At 59.6% G+C, this 16075-nt stretch carries 16 protein-coding genes; 6 read left to right on the top strand and 10 right to left on the bottom strand.

Annotated elements, in window-relative coordinates:
• Nucleotides 1-230 precede the first annotated feature (230 nt).
• On the top strand, nt 231-590 hold the full coding sequence (locus tag HMPREF3153_RS03745; RefSeq protein ID WP_070420045.1) for a DUF2200 domain-containing protein: 360 nt from the start codon (nt 231-233) through the stop codon (nt 588-590).
• Here the strand turns inward: HMPREF3153_RS03745 and HMPREF3153_RS03740 are convergent.
• The 4 genes from HMPREF3153_RS03740 to HMPREF3153_RS03725 are packed head-to-tail and all read right to left on the bottom strand — an operon-like array spanning nt 571 to nt 6130.
• Nucleotides 571-1695, bottom strand: a complete 1125-nt coding sequence (locus HMPREF3153_RS03740; protein ID WP_070420044.1) for an aminotransferase class I/II-fold pyridoxal phosphate-dependent enzyme — start codon at nt 1693-1695, stop codon at nt 571-573. The genes HMPREF3153_RS03745 and HMPREF3153_RS03740 overlap by 20 nt on opposite strands.
• Nucleotides 1695-2333: a DUF3239 domain-containing protein gene (locus HMPREF3153_RS03735; protein ID WP_070420057.1), complete on the bottom strand. Its 639-nt coding sequence runs from the start codon at nt 2331-2333 to the stop codon at nt 1695-1697. The genes HMPREF3153_RS03740 and HMPREF3153_RS03735 overlap by 1 nt, the downstream gene beginning before the upstream one ends.
• 5 nt (nt 2334-2338) lie before the next feature.
• Complete coding sequence (locus HMPREF3153_RS03730) at nt 2339-3970, bottom strand: DNA repair helicase XPB (protein ID WP_070420043.1); 1632 nt, start codon at nt 3968-3970, stop codon at nt 2339-2341.
• A gap of 60 nt (nt 3971-4030) precedes the next feature.
• Entirely contained in the window at nt 4031-6130 is a 2100-nt protein-coding gene (locus tag HMPREF3153_RS03725) for a helicase-associated domain-containing protein (protein WP_070420042.1), read from the bottom strand.
• Nucleotides 6131-6196: 66 nt separating this feature from the next.
• Between HMPREF3153_RS03725 and HMPREF3153_RS03720 the strand changes: the two genes are divergently transcribed.
• Entirely contained in the window at nt 6197-6382 is a 186-nt protein-coding gene (locus tag HMPREF3153_RS03720; RefSeq protein ID WP_046645071.1) for a hypothetical protein, read from the top strand.
• A gap of 123 nt (nt 6383-6505) precedes the next feature.
• Here the strand turns inward: HMPREF3153_RS03720 and HMPREF3153_RS03715 are convergent, their stop codons facing one another.
• The gene (locus HMPREF3153_RS03715) at nt 6506-7129 is read right to left on the bottom strand and encodes a resuscitation-promoting factor Rpf1 domain-containing protein (RefSeq protein ID WP_049063624.1); all 624 of its coding nucleotides are present in this window, start codon (nt 7127-7129) and stop codon (nt 6506-6508) included.
• Between the two features lie 375 nt (nt 7130-7504).
• On the opposite strand from HMPREF3153_RS03715, the gene HMPREF3153_RS03710 reads away from it, so the two are divergent.
• A complete protein-coding gene (locus HMPREF3153_RS03710) occupies nt 7505-7885 on the top strand; it encodes a cold-shock protein (protein ID WP_005530281.1) in 381 nt (126 codons plus the stop codon).
• Between the two features lie 123 nt (nt 7886-8008).
• On the opposite strand, the gene HMPREF3153_RS03705 is transcribed toward HMPREF3153_RS03710, so the two are convergent.
• Both HMPREF3153_RS03705 and HMPREF3153_RS03700 read right to left on the bottom strand, forming a co-directional pair.
• Nucleotides 8009-8626, bottom strand: coding sequence for a DUF2771 domain-containing protein (locus tag HMPREF3153_RS03705; RefSeq protein ID WP_046645069.1), 618 nt, complete (start codon nt 8624-8626; stop codon nt 8009-8011).
• 11 nt (nt 8627-8637) lie between these two features.
• Nucleotides 8638-9507 (bottom strand): glutaminyl-peptide cyclotransferase, encoded by an 870-nt coding sequence (locus tag HMPREF3153_RS03700; RefSeq protein WP_053085024.1) that lies wholly within the window; start codon nt 9505-9507, stop codon nt 8638-8640.
• 80 nt (nt 9508-9587) lie between these two features.
• On the opposite strand from HMPREF3153_RS03700, the gene HMPREF3153_RS03695 reads away from it, so the two are divergent.
• From HMPREF3153_RS03695 to HMPREF3153_RS03685, 3 genes are all read left to right on the top strand, one after another.
• On the top strand, nt 9588-10196 hold the full coding sequence (locus tag HMPREF3153_RS03695; protein WP_070420041.1) for a DUF3027 domain-containing protein: 609 nt from the start codon (nt 9588-9590) through the stop codon (nt 10194-10196).
• Nucleotides 10197-10290: 94 nt separating this feature from the next.
• Nucleotides 10291-11694 (top strand): NCS2 family permease, encoded by a 1404-nt coding sequence (locus HMPREF3153_RS03690; RefSeq protein ID WP_049166682.1) that lies wholly within the window; start codon nt 10291-10293, stop codon nt 11692-11694.
• Between the two features lie 5 nt (nt 11695-11699).
• Nucleotides 11700-12512 (top strand): TrmH family RNA methyltransferase, encoded by an 813-nt coding sequence (locus tag HMPREF3153_RS03685; RefSeq protein ID WP_070420040.1) that lies wholly within the window; start codon nt 11700-11702, stop codon nt 12510-12512.
• Here HMPREF3153_RS03685 and HMPREF3153_RS03680 read toward each other — a convergent pair.
• The 3 genes from HMPREF3153_RS03680 to serC form a co-directional block, all read right to left on the bottom strand.
• Nucleotides 12473-13300 (bottom strand): DUF6928 family protein, encoded by an 828-nt coding sequence (locus HMPREF3153_RS03680; protein WP_005530269.1) that lies wholly within the window; start codon nt 13298-13300, stop codon nt 12473-12475. The two genes, HMPREF3153_RS03685 and HMPREF3153_RS03680, sit on opposite strands and share 40 nt — an antisense overlap.
• Before the next feature lie 58 nt (nt 13301-13358).
• On the bottom strand, nt 13359-14567 hold the full coding sequence (sepH, locus tag HMPREF3153_RS03675; RefSeq protein WP_070420039.1) for a septation protein SepH: 1209 nt from the start codon (nt 14565-14567) through the stop codon (nt 13359-13361).
• 236 nt (nt 14568-14803) lie between these two features.
• Complete coding sequence (gene serC, locus HMPREF3153_RS03670; protein ID WP_070420038.1) at nt 14804-15934, bottom strand: phosphoserine transaminase; 1131 nt, start codon at nt 15932-15934, stop codon at nt 14804-14806.
• Nucleotides 15935-16075 lie beyond the last annotated feature (141 nt).

Below are 16075 nucleotides of genomic sequence, written 5' to 3'. Positions count from 1 at the left end.
AGTTACCGCCGACATAAAACAACAAACAACAACTCAATACAGAACCTAGCGCCTGTGCTATCCGAAACAACGGAACAGCACAGGCGCTACTCTTCGTTTTCCCCTATAGCGTTTGGCAGTGCTGTCTCTGTAGTTCGTGTAGTTCATGTAGGTGGTGTGATTCATGGAGGCGATGTGGTTGGAACCGCTTCGTGCCTGTTCTCTGCTTGTTTGCCTGTACGGTAGTTCCTATGACTCAACCCAAGGAACCACGCATCTTCCGCATGGAGTGGAAAGAGATTCATAATGCCTACATCGCTAAGGCGGAGCGGAAGTCCCGCACTAGGGAAGAAGTAGATGAGCTTATTTCGTGGCTTACTGGCTACGATGCAGAGGGTATTATCTCGGCGGGAGAGCGAAGCGTGCGTGAGTTCTTTGATGAAGCACCGGCGCTTAACCCCGACCGTTTCTTGATTACGGGCAGCGTGTGCGGTGTTAAGGTGCAAGAAGTTGAAGACCCTTTGATGCAAAAGATTCGTCAGCTCGATAAGTTGATTGACGAGCTGGCGAAGGGCAAGGCCTTGGAGCAGATTAAGCGTTCAGGCGCTTAACTGCCTCACGAATGACTTCGGGGCGCTTGCAGAACGCGAAGCGTACCTTGTAGCGCCACGGCTCAGGGTTGTCCGTGAAAGCCGCGAGCGGAATAGCCGCAATGCCCTTGGTCACCGGGAGTTGTTTGCAGAACTCGATCCCGTCCATCCCCGTGTGAGAGATATCAGCTACCAAGTAGTAGGTGCCGCGGGTGGCGTGGAGCTTAAAGCCCGCATCCTTTAAACCTTGAGCAAGAATGCCGCGGCATTCGGCGAGCTCGTCGACCATATTGCTCAACCACTCGCGCTCTTCCACCAATGCGTGAGCCACGGCCGGCTGGAACGGAGTGGTGGATACAAAGGTCATGAACTGCTTTGCCTTGATGACGCCATCGAGGAGGTCTGGGTGGGCAATGGCCCAGCCGGTCTTCCACCCGGTCGCATTAAAGGACTTGGCCGCAGAACCAACCTTTACGGTACGGGTTTCCATACCGGGAATACGTAGTAGCTCAACGTGCTCGGCATCATCGAAGGTGAGGTCCTCGTAGACCTCGTCGGAAAGCACGAGCAAGTCATGCTCCACGCAGATATCGCGCAGGCCTTCTAGTGCTGCGCGGCTAAAAACTGAACCGGTGGGGTTATGCGGAGAATTGACGATCACCATCGCGGTCTTATCCGTCACAGCGGCGCGCACAGCATCGACGTCGAGGTCCCAACTTCCTCCGGAAGGCTTGAGCGGGACGGGGACACGGGTGGCGTCGGCAAGCGCAATGGCGGCGGCATATGCGTCGTAGTAAGGCTCCAGCACAATGACCTCTTGGCCCGGCTCCACGAGTCCCAGCACGGTCGCGGTGATGGCCTCCGTTGCGCCCGCGGTGACCACGATGGCGTCGCGTGCAACGTAGTAGTGGTGTGCCAAGGCGTCGATAAGCTCAGGGCATCCCCGCAACGGTGCGTACTGATTGTTGCCCGAGGCGATCTGTTCTTGCGCGATCTCCAGCATGCGTGCCGGCCCGTCGGAGTCAGGGAAGCCTTGACCCAAGTTGACGGCATCATTGTCCACGGCGAGCTGCGTCATGGTGGCGAAGATAGTCTCGCCGAACTGCTGAAGACGTTGAACAGTCATTACAGCACCAATAGGTCGTAACGGGTGGCCTTGACGTCGTTCAGGCGCTTGCGAGCACGGTCAAGGCGTTGCCACTGGTCTTCCGGGATGGACTTGCGTGCCATGGTGACTACCTCAGCATCAGGAGTACCCCACGCAATAGGCATTGGGCTGATCTGCTGCCAGTGGTCCTTGTCGCTGCTGGTGCGCTGACCAGAGACGGCGGCGACTGGAATCTTGGTGCCTACCGTGCGCTTGACACCCGGCACCAATGTCACGGTGCGCAGGCATGCCCCCCAGCGCGGCGGCAGCTTTGGATCGACGTTGGTGTTCACCAGCGCCATGAGCACCATGTCGCGCTCGTTAACCTCAGCCACCACAGCCGGTGCTAAAGGATAGGAATCATAAAGCTTTTGGGCGCTTCCTACCTTGCTAGCGGCAGCAACGCCCACGACAGCTACGAGGATTCCAAACAGCGCAAGGCCCAAAGCCACGGTAAAGCCCCAGGCGGCCTCGACACCGAGGTAGACCGCTACGGCGCCGACGATGAGCAGCAGGCCCATGATGAGGCCCGAGTTGCGCAGGCGCGAAGAATCGCGGAGGAGTTCGTTGTTCTTCTTGGCGTAGGTCTCATCGACCTCGAATCTAAAAATCTTCATAAGAATCACAAGTCTACTTCGTCAACGAGGCGATATGCGTAACCTTGCTCCGCCAAAAATCGTTGACGGTGCAGCGCATATTCCGCATCGATGGAATCGCGGGTCACGAGGGTATAGAACGTTGCTTCCTTGCCGTCAGCCTTGGGGCGTAGTAGGCGTCCGAGGCGCTGGGCCTCTTCCTGTCGGGAGCCAAAGGTACCCGAGACCTGAATGGCAAGGGCGGCCTCCGGCAGATCGATGGAGAAGTTAGCCACCTTGGATACCACAAGGATCAGCAGCTCGCCTTCGCGGAATTGCTGGAAGAGTTTCTCGCGCTTGGCGTTCGAGGTCTTGCCATCAATCACAGGGGCGTTGAGATGCTTGCTCAGCTCCTCGAGCTGATCCACGTAGCCACCGATGATTAGGGCTTGCTGGCCCGCGTGCTGGGCCAGGATCTTGTCTACCGCCCGGTGCTTTGCGCTTGACGACGCCGCGATTCTGTAGCGCTCGCGCGGCTGCGCCGTGGCGTAGAGCATCCGCTCCTCGGGGTCCATGTCCACGCGGACCTCAATGCAGTCTGCGGTGGCTATGTAGCCGGCGGCCTCCAGCTCCTTCCACGGGGCGTCGTAGCGCTTGGGCCCGATGAGCGAGAAGACGTCTCCTTCCATGCCGTCCTCGCGGATAAGCGTGGCCGTGAGCCCGAGGCGACGGCGGGACTGGAGGTCCGAGGTCATGCGGAACACCGGGGCAGGCAGCAGGTGGACTTCGTCGTAGATGATGAGCCCCCAGTCACGGGAGTCGAAGAGCTCCAAGGCGCGGTATTCGCCCTTGGTCTTGCGGGTGACCACCTGGTAGGTGGCGATAGTAATCGGCTTGATCTCTTTCTTCTCGCCGGAGTACTCGCCGATCTCGGACTCGGTGAGCGATGTTCGCCGCAACAGCTCGTCATGCCACTGGCGGCCGGCCACGGTATTGGTCACGAGGATGAGCGTGGTGGCCTGGGCCTTGGCCATGGCGGCCGCGCCCACGATGGTCTTGCCTGCGCCACAGGGGAGGACGACGACGCCGGAACCGCCGGACCAGAAAGAATCTGCGGCGTAGGACTGATAGTCGCGCAACGCCCAGCCTTCCTCCACGAGGGAGACCGGGTGCGACTCGCCATCGACGTAGCCCGCGAGATCTTCGACCGGCCAATTGGCCTTGAGCAGTTCTTGTTTCAGGCGTCCGCGCTCGGAGGGCGGTACGGCAAAAGTGTGATCGTCGATGCGGGCGCCGAGTAGTGCGCTGACTTTCTTGTGGCGGGAGAGCTCCTCGAGGATGGGGATCTCTTCGGATTCTAGGATGAGGCCGTGGGCCGGGTGGGCGTGGAGACGCACGCGGCCGTAGCGCGACATGGTCTCCGCGACGTCGATAAGCAGCGCCTGCGGCACCGGGAACCGGGAGTAACGCTCGAGGACGTCGACAACCTGCTCGGCATCGTGGCCGGCCGCGCGGGCGTTCCAGAGAGCCAGGGGAGTGATGCGGTAGGTGTGCACGTGCTCAGGCGCGCGCTCGAGCTCCGCGAAGGGAGCGAGCGCGATGCGAGCGGCCGCGGCGTCCGCGTGATCGACCTCGAGAAGCACGGTCTTATCTGACTGCACGATGAGTGGGCCTGGCATACGGGATCCTTACTTTTTGACTTAAGACTCGAAAATATTTTGCTGACTTTGGAAGGGAACTTAGACAAGGTGCACTGAGGTGATGCGGTGTAGCGGGAAACGAATCATTGAACCATCGGAACCTGCCGCGTCCACCTGGCCGCCTGCCACGGACAAAGGTTTGACTGTTCTGTTCTTTGAGTTGCCGGTCTTATCCGCATAGACGATGGTGACCTGGCGGCCGCTACGGGCCGCGGCATGCAGGATGTCCAGGCTGGCCTCATCCGCGGCTGCGGGTGCTGTCTCACCACTTGCGAGAAGCGCCGCGGCGACGGAAACAGGATCGGCACTTGGCTTGGCGGCTTTGCGAGGCGCAGGCGTGGGCAGGGCATAGGGTTCGAGGGCCACGCTGAGAGACGCCCCGTTCTCATCCTCGGCGGCAGGTGCCATGCCATGCTCGCGTAGCTTTTCTAGCAAAGGTCCCACGCGCAGCTGAGAGATGGCGACCGTGGGAGCGATTAGACGCAGCTCGGGGACGACGCGCACTGCCATCTCTAGCAAAGCGGGATCCTCGCTGCGTAGATACGCTAGTGCGGGGCCGGAGCGCAGCGTGCCGTGTCGGCGGGAGACATCATTGATGAGGAACTCGAGGGCTTGTGGCACCTCCGAGTGGGCGGCGAAGAAGGCAGTGATGTCCTCCGCCGTCATGCCGACGTCGAGGCCGCGACGAAGAGTTGACTCCGTGATGCGGTACAGGCTGGCCAGCCCCGGTGATTCGAGGTCCGCTAGATCACTTAGCCGGTGATGGGAGGCGGCCTCGAGCGGTCCGGGGACCAAGACCGTGAGGTCGCCTTGGATGATGAAGTAATCCACGGTGTCAGGCGTGAGCGAGTGGGTGGCTGCTGGGTCTAACAGCGCTTGGGTGGCTTGTCCGAGCGCGATGAGGCCGAGCCATTCGGCTTCGTCGACCAAGGCGTCGATGGTGACGGACTTGGTGTGGGTGGCAAACAGCGGGAAGCGGAAACGCAGATCCTCCCAGAATTCCTCTTTGCTTAGAGGAGTGGCGGAGTGCGCGTAGATATCCATGGCGGTTGCGCGATGGCGGGGGAGGCGGTCTTTGGCGGACTCGGGATCGAGCAGTCGGCCCTTCTCCCAGGGCTGCCAGGTGGAGTGCTGCCAGGCGTCGATAAGCACGCGCCACTTATCCGCAAGCGTGGCGTCTAGCCACTCTCGGGCGCCTTGGGTTGGCGCGAGGAAGTTTCCTTCCAAACCTTTGGGCTCACCGCGGCTCAGCAGTCGCGCCGCGAAGCCGAGGCAGACCAAGCGGCGTAACTCGGTCTCGGTGATGGACAACTCCTTGGCCAGGTGTGCTTGGGGACGCACACCGACGGTTTTGTCCTTGAGGAGTTCGATGGGGTGCGCGCCGAGGGCATCGATAAGCTGCTCTAGTTCGCGAACAACTTGGAGTCCTGCGGCGGTGCCGGCGTCGTTAGCTTTGGAATTCGGATTTGGCGTGCCGGCTCGGCCGCTGGGTTCCAGCGGAATGAGTTCGGGGGTGTGGCCCTCGAGGGCACGGCGTGCGGCGCGGGGAAGACGCACCGTGCGGGAGTCCACACGCGTGAGGATTCCTTTGGCGAGCAGGCGCGGGATGGGCCGCGCGGGGTCGGCATTGGGTGCGGCGTCGCGAGTAGTGCCCACTCCGCCGGAAGTGACAAGCGTTTGGAGGATGCGTGCCTCGTCGTCAGGAAGCGCAGCAATTTCCTCGGGTGCAGTGGTGCTTTGGTGCAGCAGGGACCATTCAGTGGGAAGGGCCTGCATGAGACCTGGTGCAAGGCCCACAGTATCTGGATTGGTGGCGTCTGCACTGGTTGTGAATGCAAGACCCCGCTCGAGCAGCTGGGACGTAGCTGCGGGCTTGGTGACAGCGACTTCCTCGAGCTCACCGCCGCGCTCGGCGATGTCCTCAGCGGCTGCCAGCAGCGCAGCGTCGCAGTGCGACAGCGCGAGCGCGAGGGAGGTGCGCAGAGTTAAACGCGTGGCCAACGGGGCAATCCCCGGGGGTAGCGGATTCAGAACATCGCTGCGGTGGGCGAGCAACGTGGCGAGCTGTGTTTGGTCAAGATCTGCCAGCCAGGTGCGGAAATTGAGCGCGGCTGATGGATGCTGCTGAGGAGGGGTCATGGTGGCACACAAGTTTAGTGGGTAATTGAGTTACTTTTTGCGCCGGGGTTTGGAATAATAAGTACTATGTCGAATCAGAAGAATGGCTTCGTGTCCCCGGCTTGGCCGAAGAACGAAAATCGCGAGCACGCAATCACTGAAATCTACGCGCCGTTCGCTGGTGCATCCAGCCCATACGGTGACGATCTTGTCCTGCCGATGCCGGCGGAGAAGCTCAACTACGTGCACCCATACACCCGCGTCAACCGCTAAACAAAGCACTAGCCGCGTGCCTAACAGGGCTAAAACGCAAGAGACTCCCTGCCACCTCGAATGACGAGGACTGGCAGGGAGTCTTTGTATGAAACGCGTTGCGTTGGCGCTTCGTGTTACTTCTTAGAGGTTGCCGACCAGCTGGGCAATCGGGTCAATGAAGTTACGGTTTGCGGAGTAGAACGCGTTGAAGTCGTGGCGGTTTGCCTTGTACTGGTTAGCGAACTCAACCGGGATGGACAGTCCGTACTTAGCGGCGGTGTCCTCAACAAGTGCGTAGAGAGCATCAACAGCGAGCTCGTCGGATGGCTGTGCGGCAGCCTGCTTTACTGCAGCCGGTGCGGCTGCCGGAGCAGCAGGAGCTGCGTCTAGGTTACGCGGGGTAGCAGCGGAGTTCAGGCCGAGGGAAGCGGAGCAAGCTGGCCATGCGCCCCAACCCTGCGATGCGAGGACCTTCTCTGCAATTGCGATCTGCTGCTCGCGGGTTGCCTGGTTTGCGGTCGGTGCGTACTGGCCGCCACCGAATGCGGACCAGGTCTGGCCGGAGAACTGCAGGCCGCCGTAGTAGCCGTTGCCGGTGTTGATTGCCCAGTTACCGCCGGACTCGCAACCTGCGAGGCGGTCCCAGTCAGAATCCGGCGCTGCGGATGCGGTCGGTGCCATGATGGCGGCAGCTGCACCGAAAGCGACGGTGGAAGCTGCGAACTTGGTAGCGAACGAGTTGTTCTTAGCGGAGTGGCGTCCCATGAAAGTATTCCTCTTCTCTAGATTTCTCGCGCCCACGTTGTGCCCAGTCCGGCAAATAAAATGTTTTTGAAAGCGTTGTGCACAAATATCGGCCGCCGCGAGTAAGCCCGGACTGTGTGTGGGGCGAGACTTCCTCGCTGGCGACCAAGTGCCTGCGTCAAACAGTAACGGTTTATAACGAAATAGTCACGTAATCAGCCCGGAATGGCGGGCATGTGTAGAAATCTCGCTCCATTTCCGCAGGTCGCGGCGAAAATGTGAATTAGATCACCCGTGTAACGTGTGTTGTTTATGTGGCAGCAACTTCAAAAGTTGTGTCGAAAGGGTTAATATATATCTCTTTATTGCCCCCGAGAAAGAAAGCGAGTAGGGCACGTGCCAATCGGCAAAGTTAAGTGGTTTGATGCTGACAAGGGCTTCGGCTTTGTGAGCAACCCCGGCGATGAGGACGTCTACGTCGGTCGTAACGTACTGCCCGAAGGCGTCGATGAACTGGTCCAGGGCCAGCGCATCGAGTTCGACTTCGCAGCCGGCCGTCGCGGCCCCCAAGCCTTGCGCGTCAAGGTTCTGGATTCCCCGCGTCGCCGTACTCCTTCCCGCAAGCCAGAAGAACTATCCAGCATGCTCTCTGATGTTATGACGCTCCTGGAGACCCAGGTCCAGCCAGTGCTGGCCCAGGGCCGTTACCCAGAGCGCAAGACCGGCCGCCAGGTCGCAGAGATCCTGCGTGCTATTGCCAAGGACCTCGATAGCTAGGCGCATAAGGGACACTAAGGACGTCAGCAACAAAGAGTGCGGGCCCTTCCTTAAACCCCTCGACGAGATAGTTGAGGGTAGGAAGGGCCCGCACTTTTTTGTGCGCTGGGGCGTTATGTGGCGCTACTTTTTGGCAGCAGTGGGCTTGCTTGTGGGAGCGGTGGATTCGCTTGCAGGAGCAGCGGTCTTGGTGGCTTCCGCGAGGTCTTCCTCGGACATCGTGGACAGGGACCACACCGTGCTAAACGGTGCTTCTTCGCCCTTGGCGTCGGTGCCCAGCATCAGTGCAGAGATTTCAACGACCATCAGGCGTGGGCGTTTGCCCTTGGAAGCGGCAATTGGGTCGACGGAACCCATGACGTCGACAGTGCTCGTCTCATTAGCGCCGTGGATGGTCTCATCGTTCGCGGCAGGATCATCATAAATTGTCAGAATGCGCCACTCGTTTGCTGAGACCGCTTCGGGGATCTCCAGGTGAAGGGTGTCGTTTTCACCGACGGTGAGGTTGGGGGTCTCGCCCTCCGGGCAGTCCGTGCCAATCTCGCAGACCATGTACGGCGCTACCTCGAGGGATTGATCGCCCACGCTGGCCTTAATCTTCACGTCCTTGGGATCCGGGCCGGGGCGGCTGTTCCACCAGTTCTGGAACAGAACTACGGACACCACAATTACTGCCACCGCGATGATGAGCGCCAACAGCTGCAGCAGTGACTTCTTCCTTGCTTCCTTACGGGTTGCCATGGCAAAAAATCCTACTCGAACGTCACGCGATACAGATCAACCCACCGCTTGCCGGTGATCCAGTACTCATTCGTCCCAGGTATATGGGCGATTCCGTTGAGCACATCATTGATGGATGTGGGGCCATTTTCGTTGAGCCCGGAGGCATCAATCACTGCCGTAACCGCGCCAGACTGTGGGTCGATGCGCAGAATATCCTCGCTCATCCAGACGTTGGCGTAGACATTGCCGTCCACGCATTCCAGCTCGTTGATCTTCTCCACCGGCTGGCCTTCCAGCGTCACGTCGGTGCGTGGTGCTACTTCCTCGAAGGTCTCCGGATCGAGGTGGCGCAGCTGCGAGGAGCCATCGGACATGATGAGCTGCGTCTTGTCTGCGCCCAAAGCGCACAGTCCCCAGCCCTCACCTTCGTAGGTCGCGCGGCCGACCTCCTCGAGAGTCACCGGGTCGCGCTTGACCGCCTGGCCAGCCTTCCAGGTCAATTGCCAGATGGCATCGGAAGTCTGCGCGATGCCTTCACCAAAGTATTCGGCGGGCAGCGAAACCTCTTGTGTGGCTTCTTCCGCGCCGGGTTTCACACGCATCAATCGGGACTGGCCGTATAGTCCAGTGCCCACCAAGAGGTTGCCGTCTGGGTCGACTTCGAGTCCTTGGGTAAACGTGTTCGGGATCATCTTGGTGTGTTCTTTCACGGAGACCTTGAGGTGCTCTACGGCCTCACCAGCCTCCTCACCTTTTTCACTGGAGGCAGGGGAGGCGCTGGTTGCTTCATCGGGGTTTGCGGGTGCATCGTTTGAGCAAGCGGCCAGAGCCCCCACGGTGCCGAGCGCTGCTGTGAGGGCCGTAATGCGGGATGGAAAAGACGTAATGAAAGAACCCATGCATGTTATTGTGCCTGATGTCGTGGATAATGTAGTGCGTGTCTAAGCAAAAACAGCCAACGAACCCTCTTCTCACCGATATGGCAGTACGCATCGCCCGCGCAGCCGTGGACGAGGTAGGCGAGGGCGGCGTCGGAAAGCACCGTGGCGTCGCCGGAGTCGGTCGCAACGTTGCTACCCACCGCTTCGAGGCTGACATGCCCGGCTACCCAGGGTGGGAGTGGCAGGCCGTCGTGGCGTGTGCAGAGGGCTCTCGATTTGTCACGGTCAATGAGGTTGCGCTGGTGCCTGGACAACAGGCGCTGCAGGCGCCGGAATGGGTTCCTTACACCGACCGCGTGCGGCCAGGCGACCTAGGACCGGGTGACCTCATGCCGCCCGCGCTTGACGACGACCGCCTAGCTGATGGAAAGCTCTCCGCTACGGGTCTGGAGCGCGCTAAGAATAGGTGGCGCACCGGAGCCTTTGGCCCTAATACGGATATGGCTTCGCAGGCTCCGCTGCAGTGTAAAACGTGCGCGTTTTATCTCGAATTGATGCCGAGTTTTGGCGTGTGTGCCAATGAATACTCTGCCGATGGCCGTGTGGTGCACGCCACCTATGGCTGTGGTGCGCACTCAGAAACGAAAGTTCGGGAAGAGGGATCCGTCACGGAAATTGCTTTCGATGACGAAAGACCTATCTACTAGCGCATTCATGGTTTGCTTTCTTTAGCTCTAAAGGTAAGACTAGGCCAGTAAAATTAAATCCTCCTGGCACTAGGTAAAGGGGCTCTCTTAAGCGATGAACGCAGCTCTCGATCGATATTTCAAAATCTCTGAACGCGGTTCCACCGTGGGGACTGAGATCCGCGCTGGCGTGGTCTCCTTCTTCGCGATGGCCTACATCATCCTCCTCAACCCGCTGATTCTGGGCACCGCACCGGACTCCGCCGGACACACGCTCGGCGTCCCACAGGTGGCCGCAGCTACCGCGCTGATCGCGGGTATCATGACCATCGCTTTTGGTGCCATCGCTCGCTACCCGTTCGCCATGGCTGCGGGCTTGGGCATGAACACCTTCGTGGCCGTCACCATGGTCTCTACCAAGGGCCTGGAGTGGAAAGAAGCCATGGGCCTCGTGGTCATCGAGGGTATCATCATCGTCTTGCTGGCCATCTCCGGCTTCCGCCAGGCTGTCTTCGATGCCATCCCGGCTTCGATGAAGGCTGCCATGGGCGTGGGTATCGGCATGTTCATCGCCATCATCGGCTTTGTGGACGGTGGCTTTGTCACCCGTGTTCCTGACGCAGCGCACACCACCGTTCCGGTGGGCTTGGGCATTAACGGCTCGATTGCTACCTGGCCTGCTTTTGTCTTCGTAGTAGGTCTTATCATCTGTGCCTTCATGGTTATCCGCAAGGTCCGCGGAGGACTGTTCTTGGGCATCGTGATCACCACCATCATCGCCATGATTCTGCAGGCTATTTTTGGTTCTGAGGATTGGGGCATGGCAACGCCTGAGATGCCCGGCTCCTTGGGCGGCGCACCAGACCTATCCATTGTTGGAGAAGTCAGCCTGGTGGGTGCCTTTACCAAGCTGGGCGTTGTGGCGACTGTGCTGCTTATCTTTACCCTGTTGCTGACCAACTTCTTCGACGCCATGGGCACCATGAACGGTCTGGGCAAGCAGGCTGGTTTGGTCGATGAGAACGATAATCTTCCGGACATGCGCACCGCGCTGGTTGTGGAGGGCGCCGGTGCAGTTGCCGGTGGTTTGGGTTCGGTTTCCTCGAACACAGTCTTTGCTGACTCCGCGGCGGGCATCGGTGATGGTGCCAAGACCGGTCTTGCCAACATCACCACGGGCGTCATCTTCTTGCTTGCCATGTTCCTGACCCCGCTCTACGAGATCGTCCCAATCGAGGCTGCCGCCCCGGTTCTGGTTATCGTCGGTGTGATGATGGCCAGCCAGCTCAAAGACATCGAGTGGACCAAGATGGAGGTCGCCATCCCGGCATTCCTGACCATCGTGGTCATGCCGTTTACCTACTCCATCGCTAACGGCATCGGTGTAGGCTTCATCGCCTTCGCTTTGATGTCCGCTTTTGCCGGTAAGGCAAAGCAGGTGCACTGGATTATGTGGCTGATTGCCGCGCTCTTTGTTGTCTACTTCGGAATGACTCCAATTACTAACGCGCTAAGCTAGCGTGCATGCGTGAAGTAATTTCTGACCCTTTAGACCCTCGTCTTGACGACGTCCGCGACTTAAATAAGTCGGACAAGTCAGGCGAGGGTCTAGTCATTGCCGAGGGTCACCTCGTGGTCTCCCGTCTCGCGGAGTCTCGTTTCCCTCTGCGCTGCATCGTAGGGTTTGGTTCCAAGCTCGACGCTTACGTCGAGGAGTACGGCGATCCAGGCTGCCCTATGTACGAGGTGACTAGGGAGACGCTCGCGCAGGTGGCGGGCTTTGACATGCACCGTGGCTTGGTAGCGGCAGCTGACCGCGCGGCGGAGCCGACTCTGGAGGAAATCCTGCGCACTGCGAAGACAGTGGTGGTGCTCGAAGGGGTGGGAGACCACGAGAATATCGGTGCCATCTTCCGCAATGCGGCGGGAATGGACGTCGACGCCGTGCTCTTAGGATCGGGCGCTGCGGACCCGCTATACCGCCGTTCCGTGCGCGTGTCCATGGGGCATGTTCTGCGTCTCCCCTTCGCTCACCTGGATGGCGGTTACACCACGTGGCAGCGATCCTTGCAGGCGCTTCGAGACGCCAATTTTCGCCTTGTTTCGCTGACCCCTCACCCAGAGGCGGTGCACCTGGCGCAGGCGTTGCACGGCGCTGAGAAGGCGGCTCTCCTGGTCGGTGCGGAGGGACCGGGCCTTACCGAACACGCAATGAAGGCCACCGATGTGCGTGCCCGCATACCGATGGCCCCTGGAACCGATTCTTTGAATGTGGCCACCTCTGCGGCCATTGCGTTCTACGAACGCCAGCGGTCCCGAATCGACTTCGAGGTCTGACGGACGTAGTCGCTCACGAGGCGACCCAAACGCTTGGCAGTCTTGAGGATCTCCTCGCCGGTGGATTCCGGCTCGAGGTCGTGGTCTTCGTAATCGTCGTAGTCATTGAACCCAAGCTTCGACACGGAAGCCGATGCTAGGTCGCCAAGGCTGCGCTTGTGTTGCGGCTTGGCTACTTTGGGTTCTGGGCGCCCGTCGGTGGCATAGCCCACCACGTCCAGGTCAGGGCCATCGGTGTTGACGTCGATGCCGAGCCAATAAGATTGCGCTGCCTCCATGATGCCGCGTGGCTCAAATGGCAAGGAGATGCCGCCCACGGGCTCGTATTTCTCGCCAGCCCAGTACGGCGCCTCGAAAGGCTCGGGTAGGCCCGTATCTTCCATGACGTTGAAGCGAGTGCCGCACAGGCAGCGCTTTAGGCTGCCGGCAGTCCAGTGGGCGAAGCCGGCGTAGCCGGTGCCTTCTTGAGTAGCGAAGGCATAGATTTCCAGGGCAGGTACCGCGTTGAGGAGGCTGTCCGGAAGCTGGGAGAGCACCAGCTGGTCCTCTTCGATTACGGTCTGCACCACAGTCACGCCAGGGTATCCGCCGATGTAATACTCGCTATCGCCAGCTTGGGCAGAGCGGTTTAGCGGGAACTGGCCGATGGGGGTCACGGGCAGCTTGGGGTTGAGCTGTGCCAAAAACTTTCGCCCAAAGCCGCGGTCAGCTTTGGGTTCGGTGCGCAAGATTGCGGCAGGGTCTTCCGCGGTGACGTACCAGAGAGTGAGAACAGGTTTATGGTTCACGACAAACTACTCGCTTAACTCCTAGCGCTGATGTTTAGGCACTCGATTCCCGTGCGGCTTACTCGCGCGGGCGCTTGGTGTTGGAACGCACTCCCAGCAGGACGTCCTCCCAACGCGGCGTCACAGCGCGGCGGCGACGGCTCTTTGGCTTGGGCTCGGCTGATGGGTTCTGTAGGAAATCCTCGTCAGCGGCATCGGCATCGGAACCAGCGGTGGTGCCAGCGTCCTTGTTGCTATCCGGTACTGCCGGGATGTCGTCGCGCGTGATCTCGGAAGCTGCGTCTTCGTCTGCGTCGGCTGCTGAATCTAGGTCAGGTGCAGATGCGGTGGGGACTACGGTCGGCGCGGTGAAGTCGGTGATGTTGGTGATGTTGGTGACTCCGATTGGGGCGTCGCCGTCGATCGCCTTGTCGTAGCGCTCGCCGCGTCCCACGGACGTCAAGGAGCGAACCGGCTGCACGAAGTCCGGGTCGGTGAGATCTGCGGCGACAGAGTTGCGTGCCTCAACTGTGGCAGGGGAAGACATAGTCTGCTTGAAGGTCCACTCTGCCTCGTTCTCAGACAAGCCAGCTTTCCAGGTGATGCGAACTACCCAGGGTTCGCCCTGGTGGCGGTAGGCATCCCAAGTAGCTTCAGAAAGTGAGTGGCCGCGGGCTGCGAAGGCGGTGGCCAGAATCTCCCACAAAGTGAGCTTGGCTGGGCCATCTTCGCGTACTGGGTGAGCCTGCTTGGCAATCTCGGCGATGCGTGCGCGCTCCAATAGGACAGGGTGTGCAAAAGGCTCGATGCGGGATTCCGGAGCACCGATTTCCTCAGCGATCTCGGCTGCGGAGGCACCAGCGCGGATACGGGTCTGAATCTCTGCGGGGCGTAGGCTAATTGCGTGCGGACGCGACTCGTTGTGGTCGCGAGAGGAGCCGCCAGAAGTGTGCGACGAAGCCGCGGAAAGCGACGGGCGACCCATGTCAACAGCAGGCTGGGAATCGGAAGAACCAGCTGCGCTTCCTGCAGTGGAGTCTGCATCAGCAGAATCCGCGGACTCGGTCTCAGCGGTATCCGCGGTGTCGTCGGGATGCGACTCTGCGGCTACGGAAGAGGAGGAAGGAAGGCTGGAAATGCTGCCCCAGGAATCTTCTTCGGGCTGTGGAGCGTGCAGAATCTCGCGGAGGTCATCCGTTACTGCGAGGAAGAACTCTTCGCCTTCCTCAGTCTGCATGACCAAAGAAGTAGTGGTTGAGTCGCTTTTTGCGAGGAAGAGCTCGCGCATTGAGGGCGCTCCTTTTGCTTGTCGACGGATTCGATCGATACCTCATAACAGTTATTAGATTGAAGCCGAAGCATAAGCCTTAGCGGTTTGTGGGACGGACATCAATGGCCAATGCATTGTTATTAAGGCAGTCAGGCGTACCCCAAAGAGTACGTGTGATGGAATCCACTTTAACCCAGAAATGCCCCGTGCTCGGGGAGGAACGCGGGGCATGTTGGCTCTAGTGCAGGCTGTATTTAGCGGTTGTCCAGCACGTAGTCGATGGCCTGAGTGAGCTTGGCGACGTCCGCCGGGTCGATCGCCGGGAACATTCCGATGCGCAGCTGGTTGCGGCCCAACTTGCGGTACGGTTCAACGTCCAAGATTCCATTCGCACGCAGCGTCTTTGCCACGGCTGCTGCATCGACCGAATCATCGAAGTCGATGGTGCCAACTACCAGCGAGCGACCTGCAGGATCAGCAACGAATGGGGTTGCTTCGCTGCGGCCTTCGGCCCAGTTGTAGAGGATGCTCGAGGATTGCGTGGTGCGGGCAACCATCGCGTCCAAGCCGCCCTGCTCGTTCATCCACTGAACCTGGTTCTCCAGCATCAGCAAGGTAGAGACTGCCGGGGTGTTGTAGGTCTGGTTCTTGCGGGAGTTATCCACGGCGGTCTGCAGGTTGAGGAAGGCCGGGATGAAACGATCAGAGGCGTTGATCTTCTCGATACGCTCCAGTGCGGCAGGGGAGACTGCAGCGAGCCAGATGCCGCCGTCCGAAGCGAAGCATTTCTGAGGGGAGAAGTAGTAGACGTCAGCATCGGCCATGTTCACTGGCAGGCCGCCTGCGCCGGAGGTGGCGTCGATGACGACCAGCTGATCGGCGTTGTCCGGATTGGGGCGCACGACGTTGACCATGGCGCCGGTAGAAGTCTCGTTGTGAGCCCAAGCGAAAACGTCGGCGCCTTCAGAGTTGGCCTCGCGAGGATCTGGGGCGGTGCCAGCCAGGTAATCGTTAATGATGGGCTCATCGAGCCATGGGGCTTTGGAACTTGCCTTGGCAAACTTTGAAGAGAACTCGCCATAAGTCAGGTGGGCGGACTTCTTCTCGATTAGACCAAATGTTGCTGCGTCCCAAAAAGCAGTGGCGCCACCGAGGGATAAAATGATCTCGTAACCGTCAGGCAAAGAGTAGAAATTGCTCAAGCCCTCGCGGATGGAACCGACCACATTTTTAACGGCGGGCTGGCGGTGAGAAGTGCCGATAATGGTCTCCGCGGCATTGGAAATTGCCTCAATTTGGGCGGGGCGAACCTTGGACGGTCCGCATCCAAAACGGCCGTCGGAGGGGAGTAGATCTGCAGGCAGGACGAGTTCTGTGTTGGTCATGCGGGATAGTGTAGCCCAATTTCGATTGGTCTATTGGTGGAAGTTGAAAATACCTGATGTTGGCAGCGTCACAACTTTTGATAAAGTGTGAAGAGATTTAAAGGTTCTTGCCGGCATGAATCCGGCGTTAAATGTTGAGAA

The sequence above is a fragment of the Corynebacterium sp. HMSC06C06 genome (assembly GCF_001807295.1).
Taxonomy (GTDB): Bacteria; Actinomycetota; Actinomycetes; order Mycobacteriales; family Mycobacteriaceae; genus Corynebacterium; species Corynebacterium striatum.
This window is presented reverse-complemented; position numbering and strand designations above follow the sequence as displayed.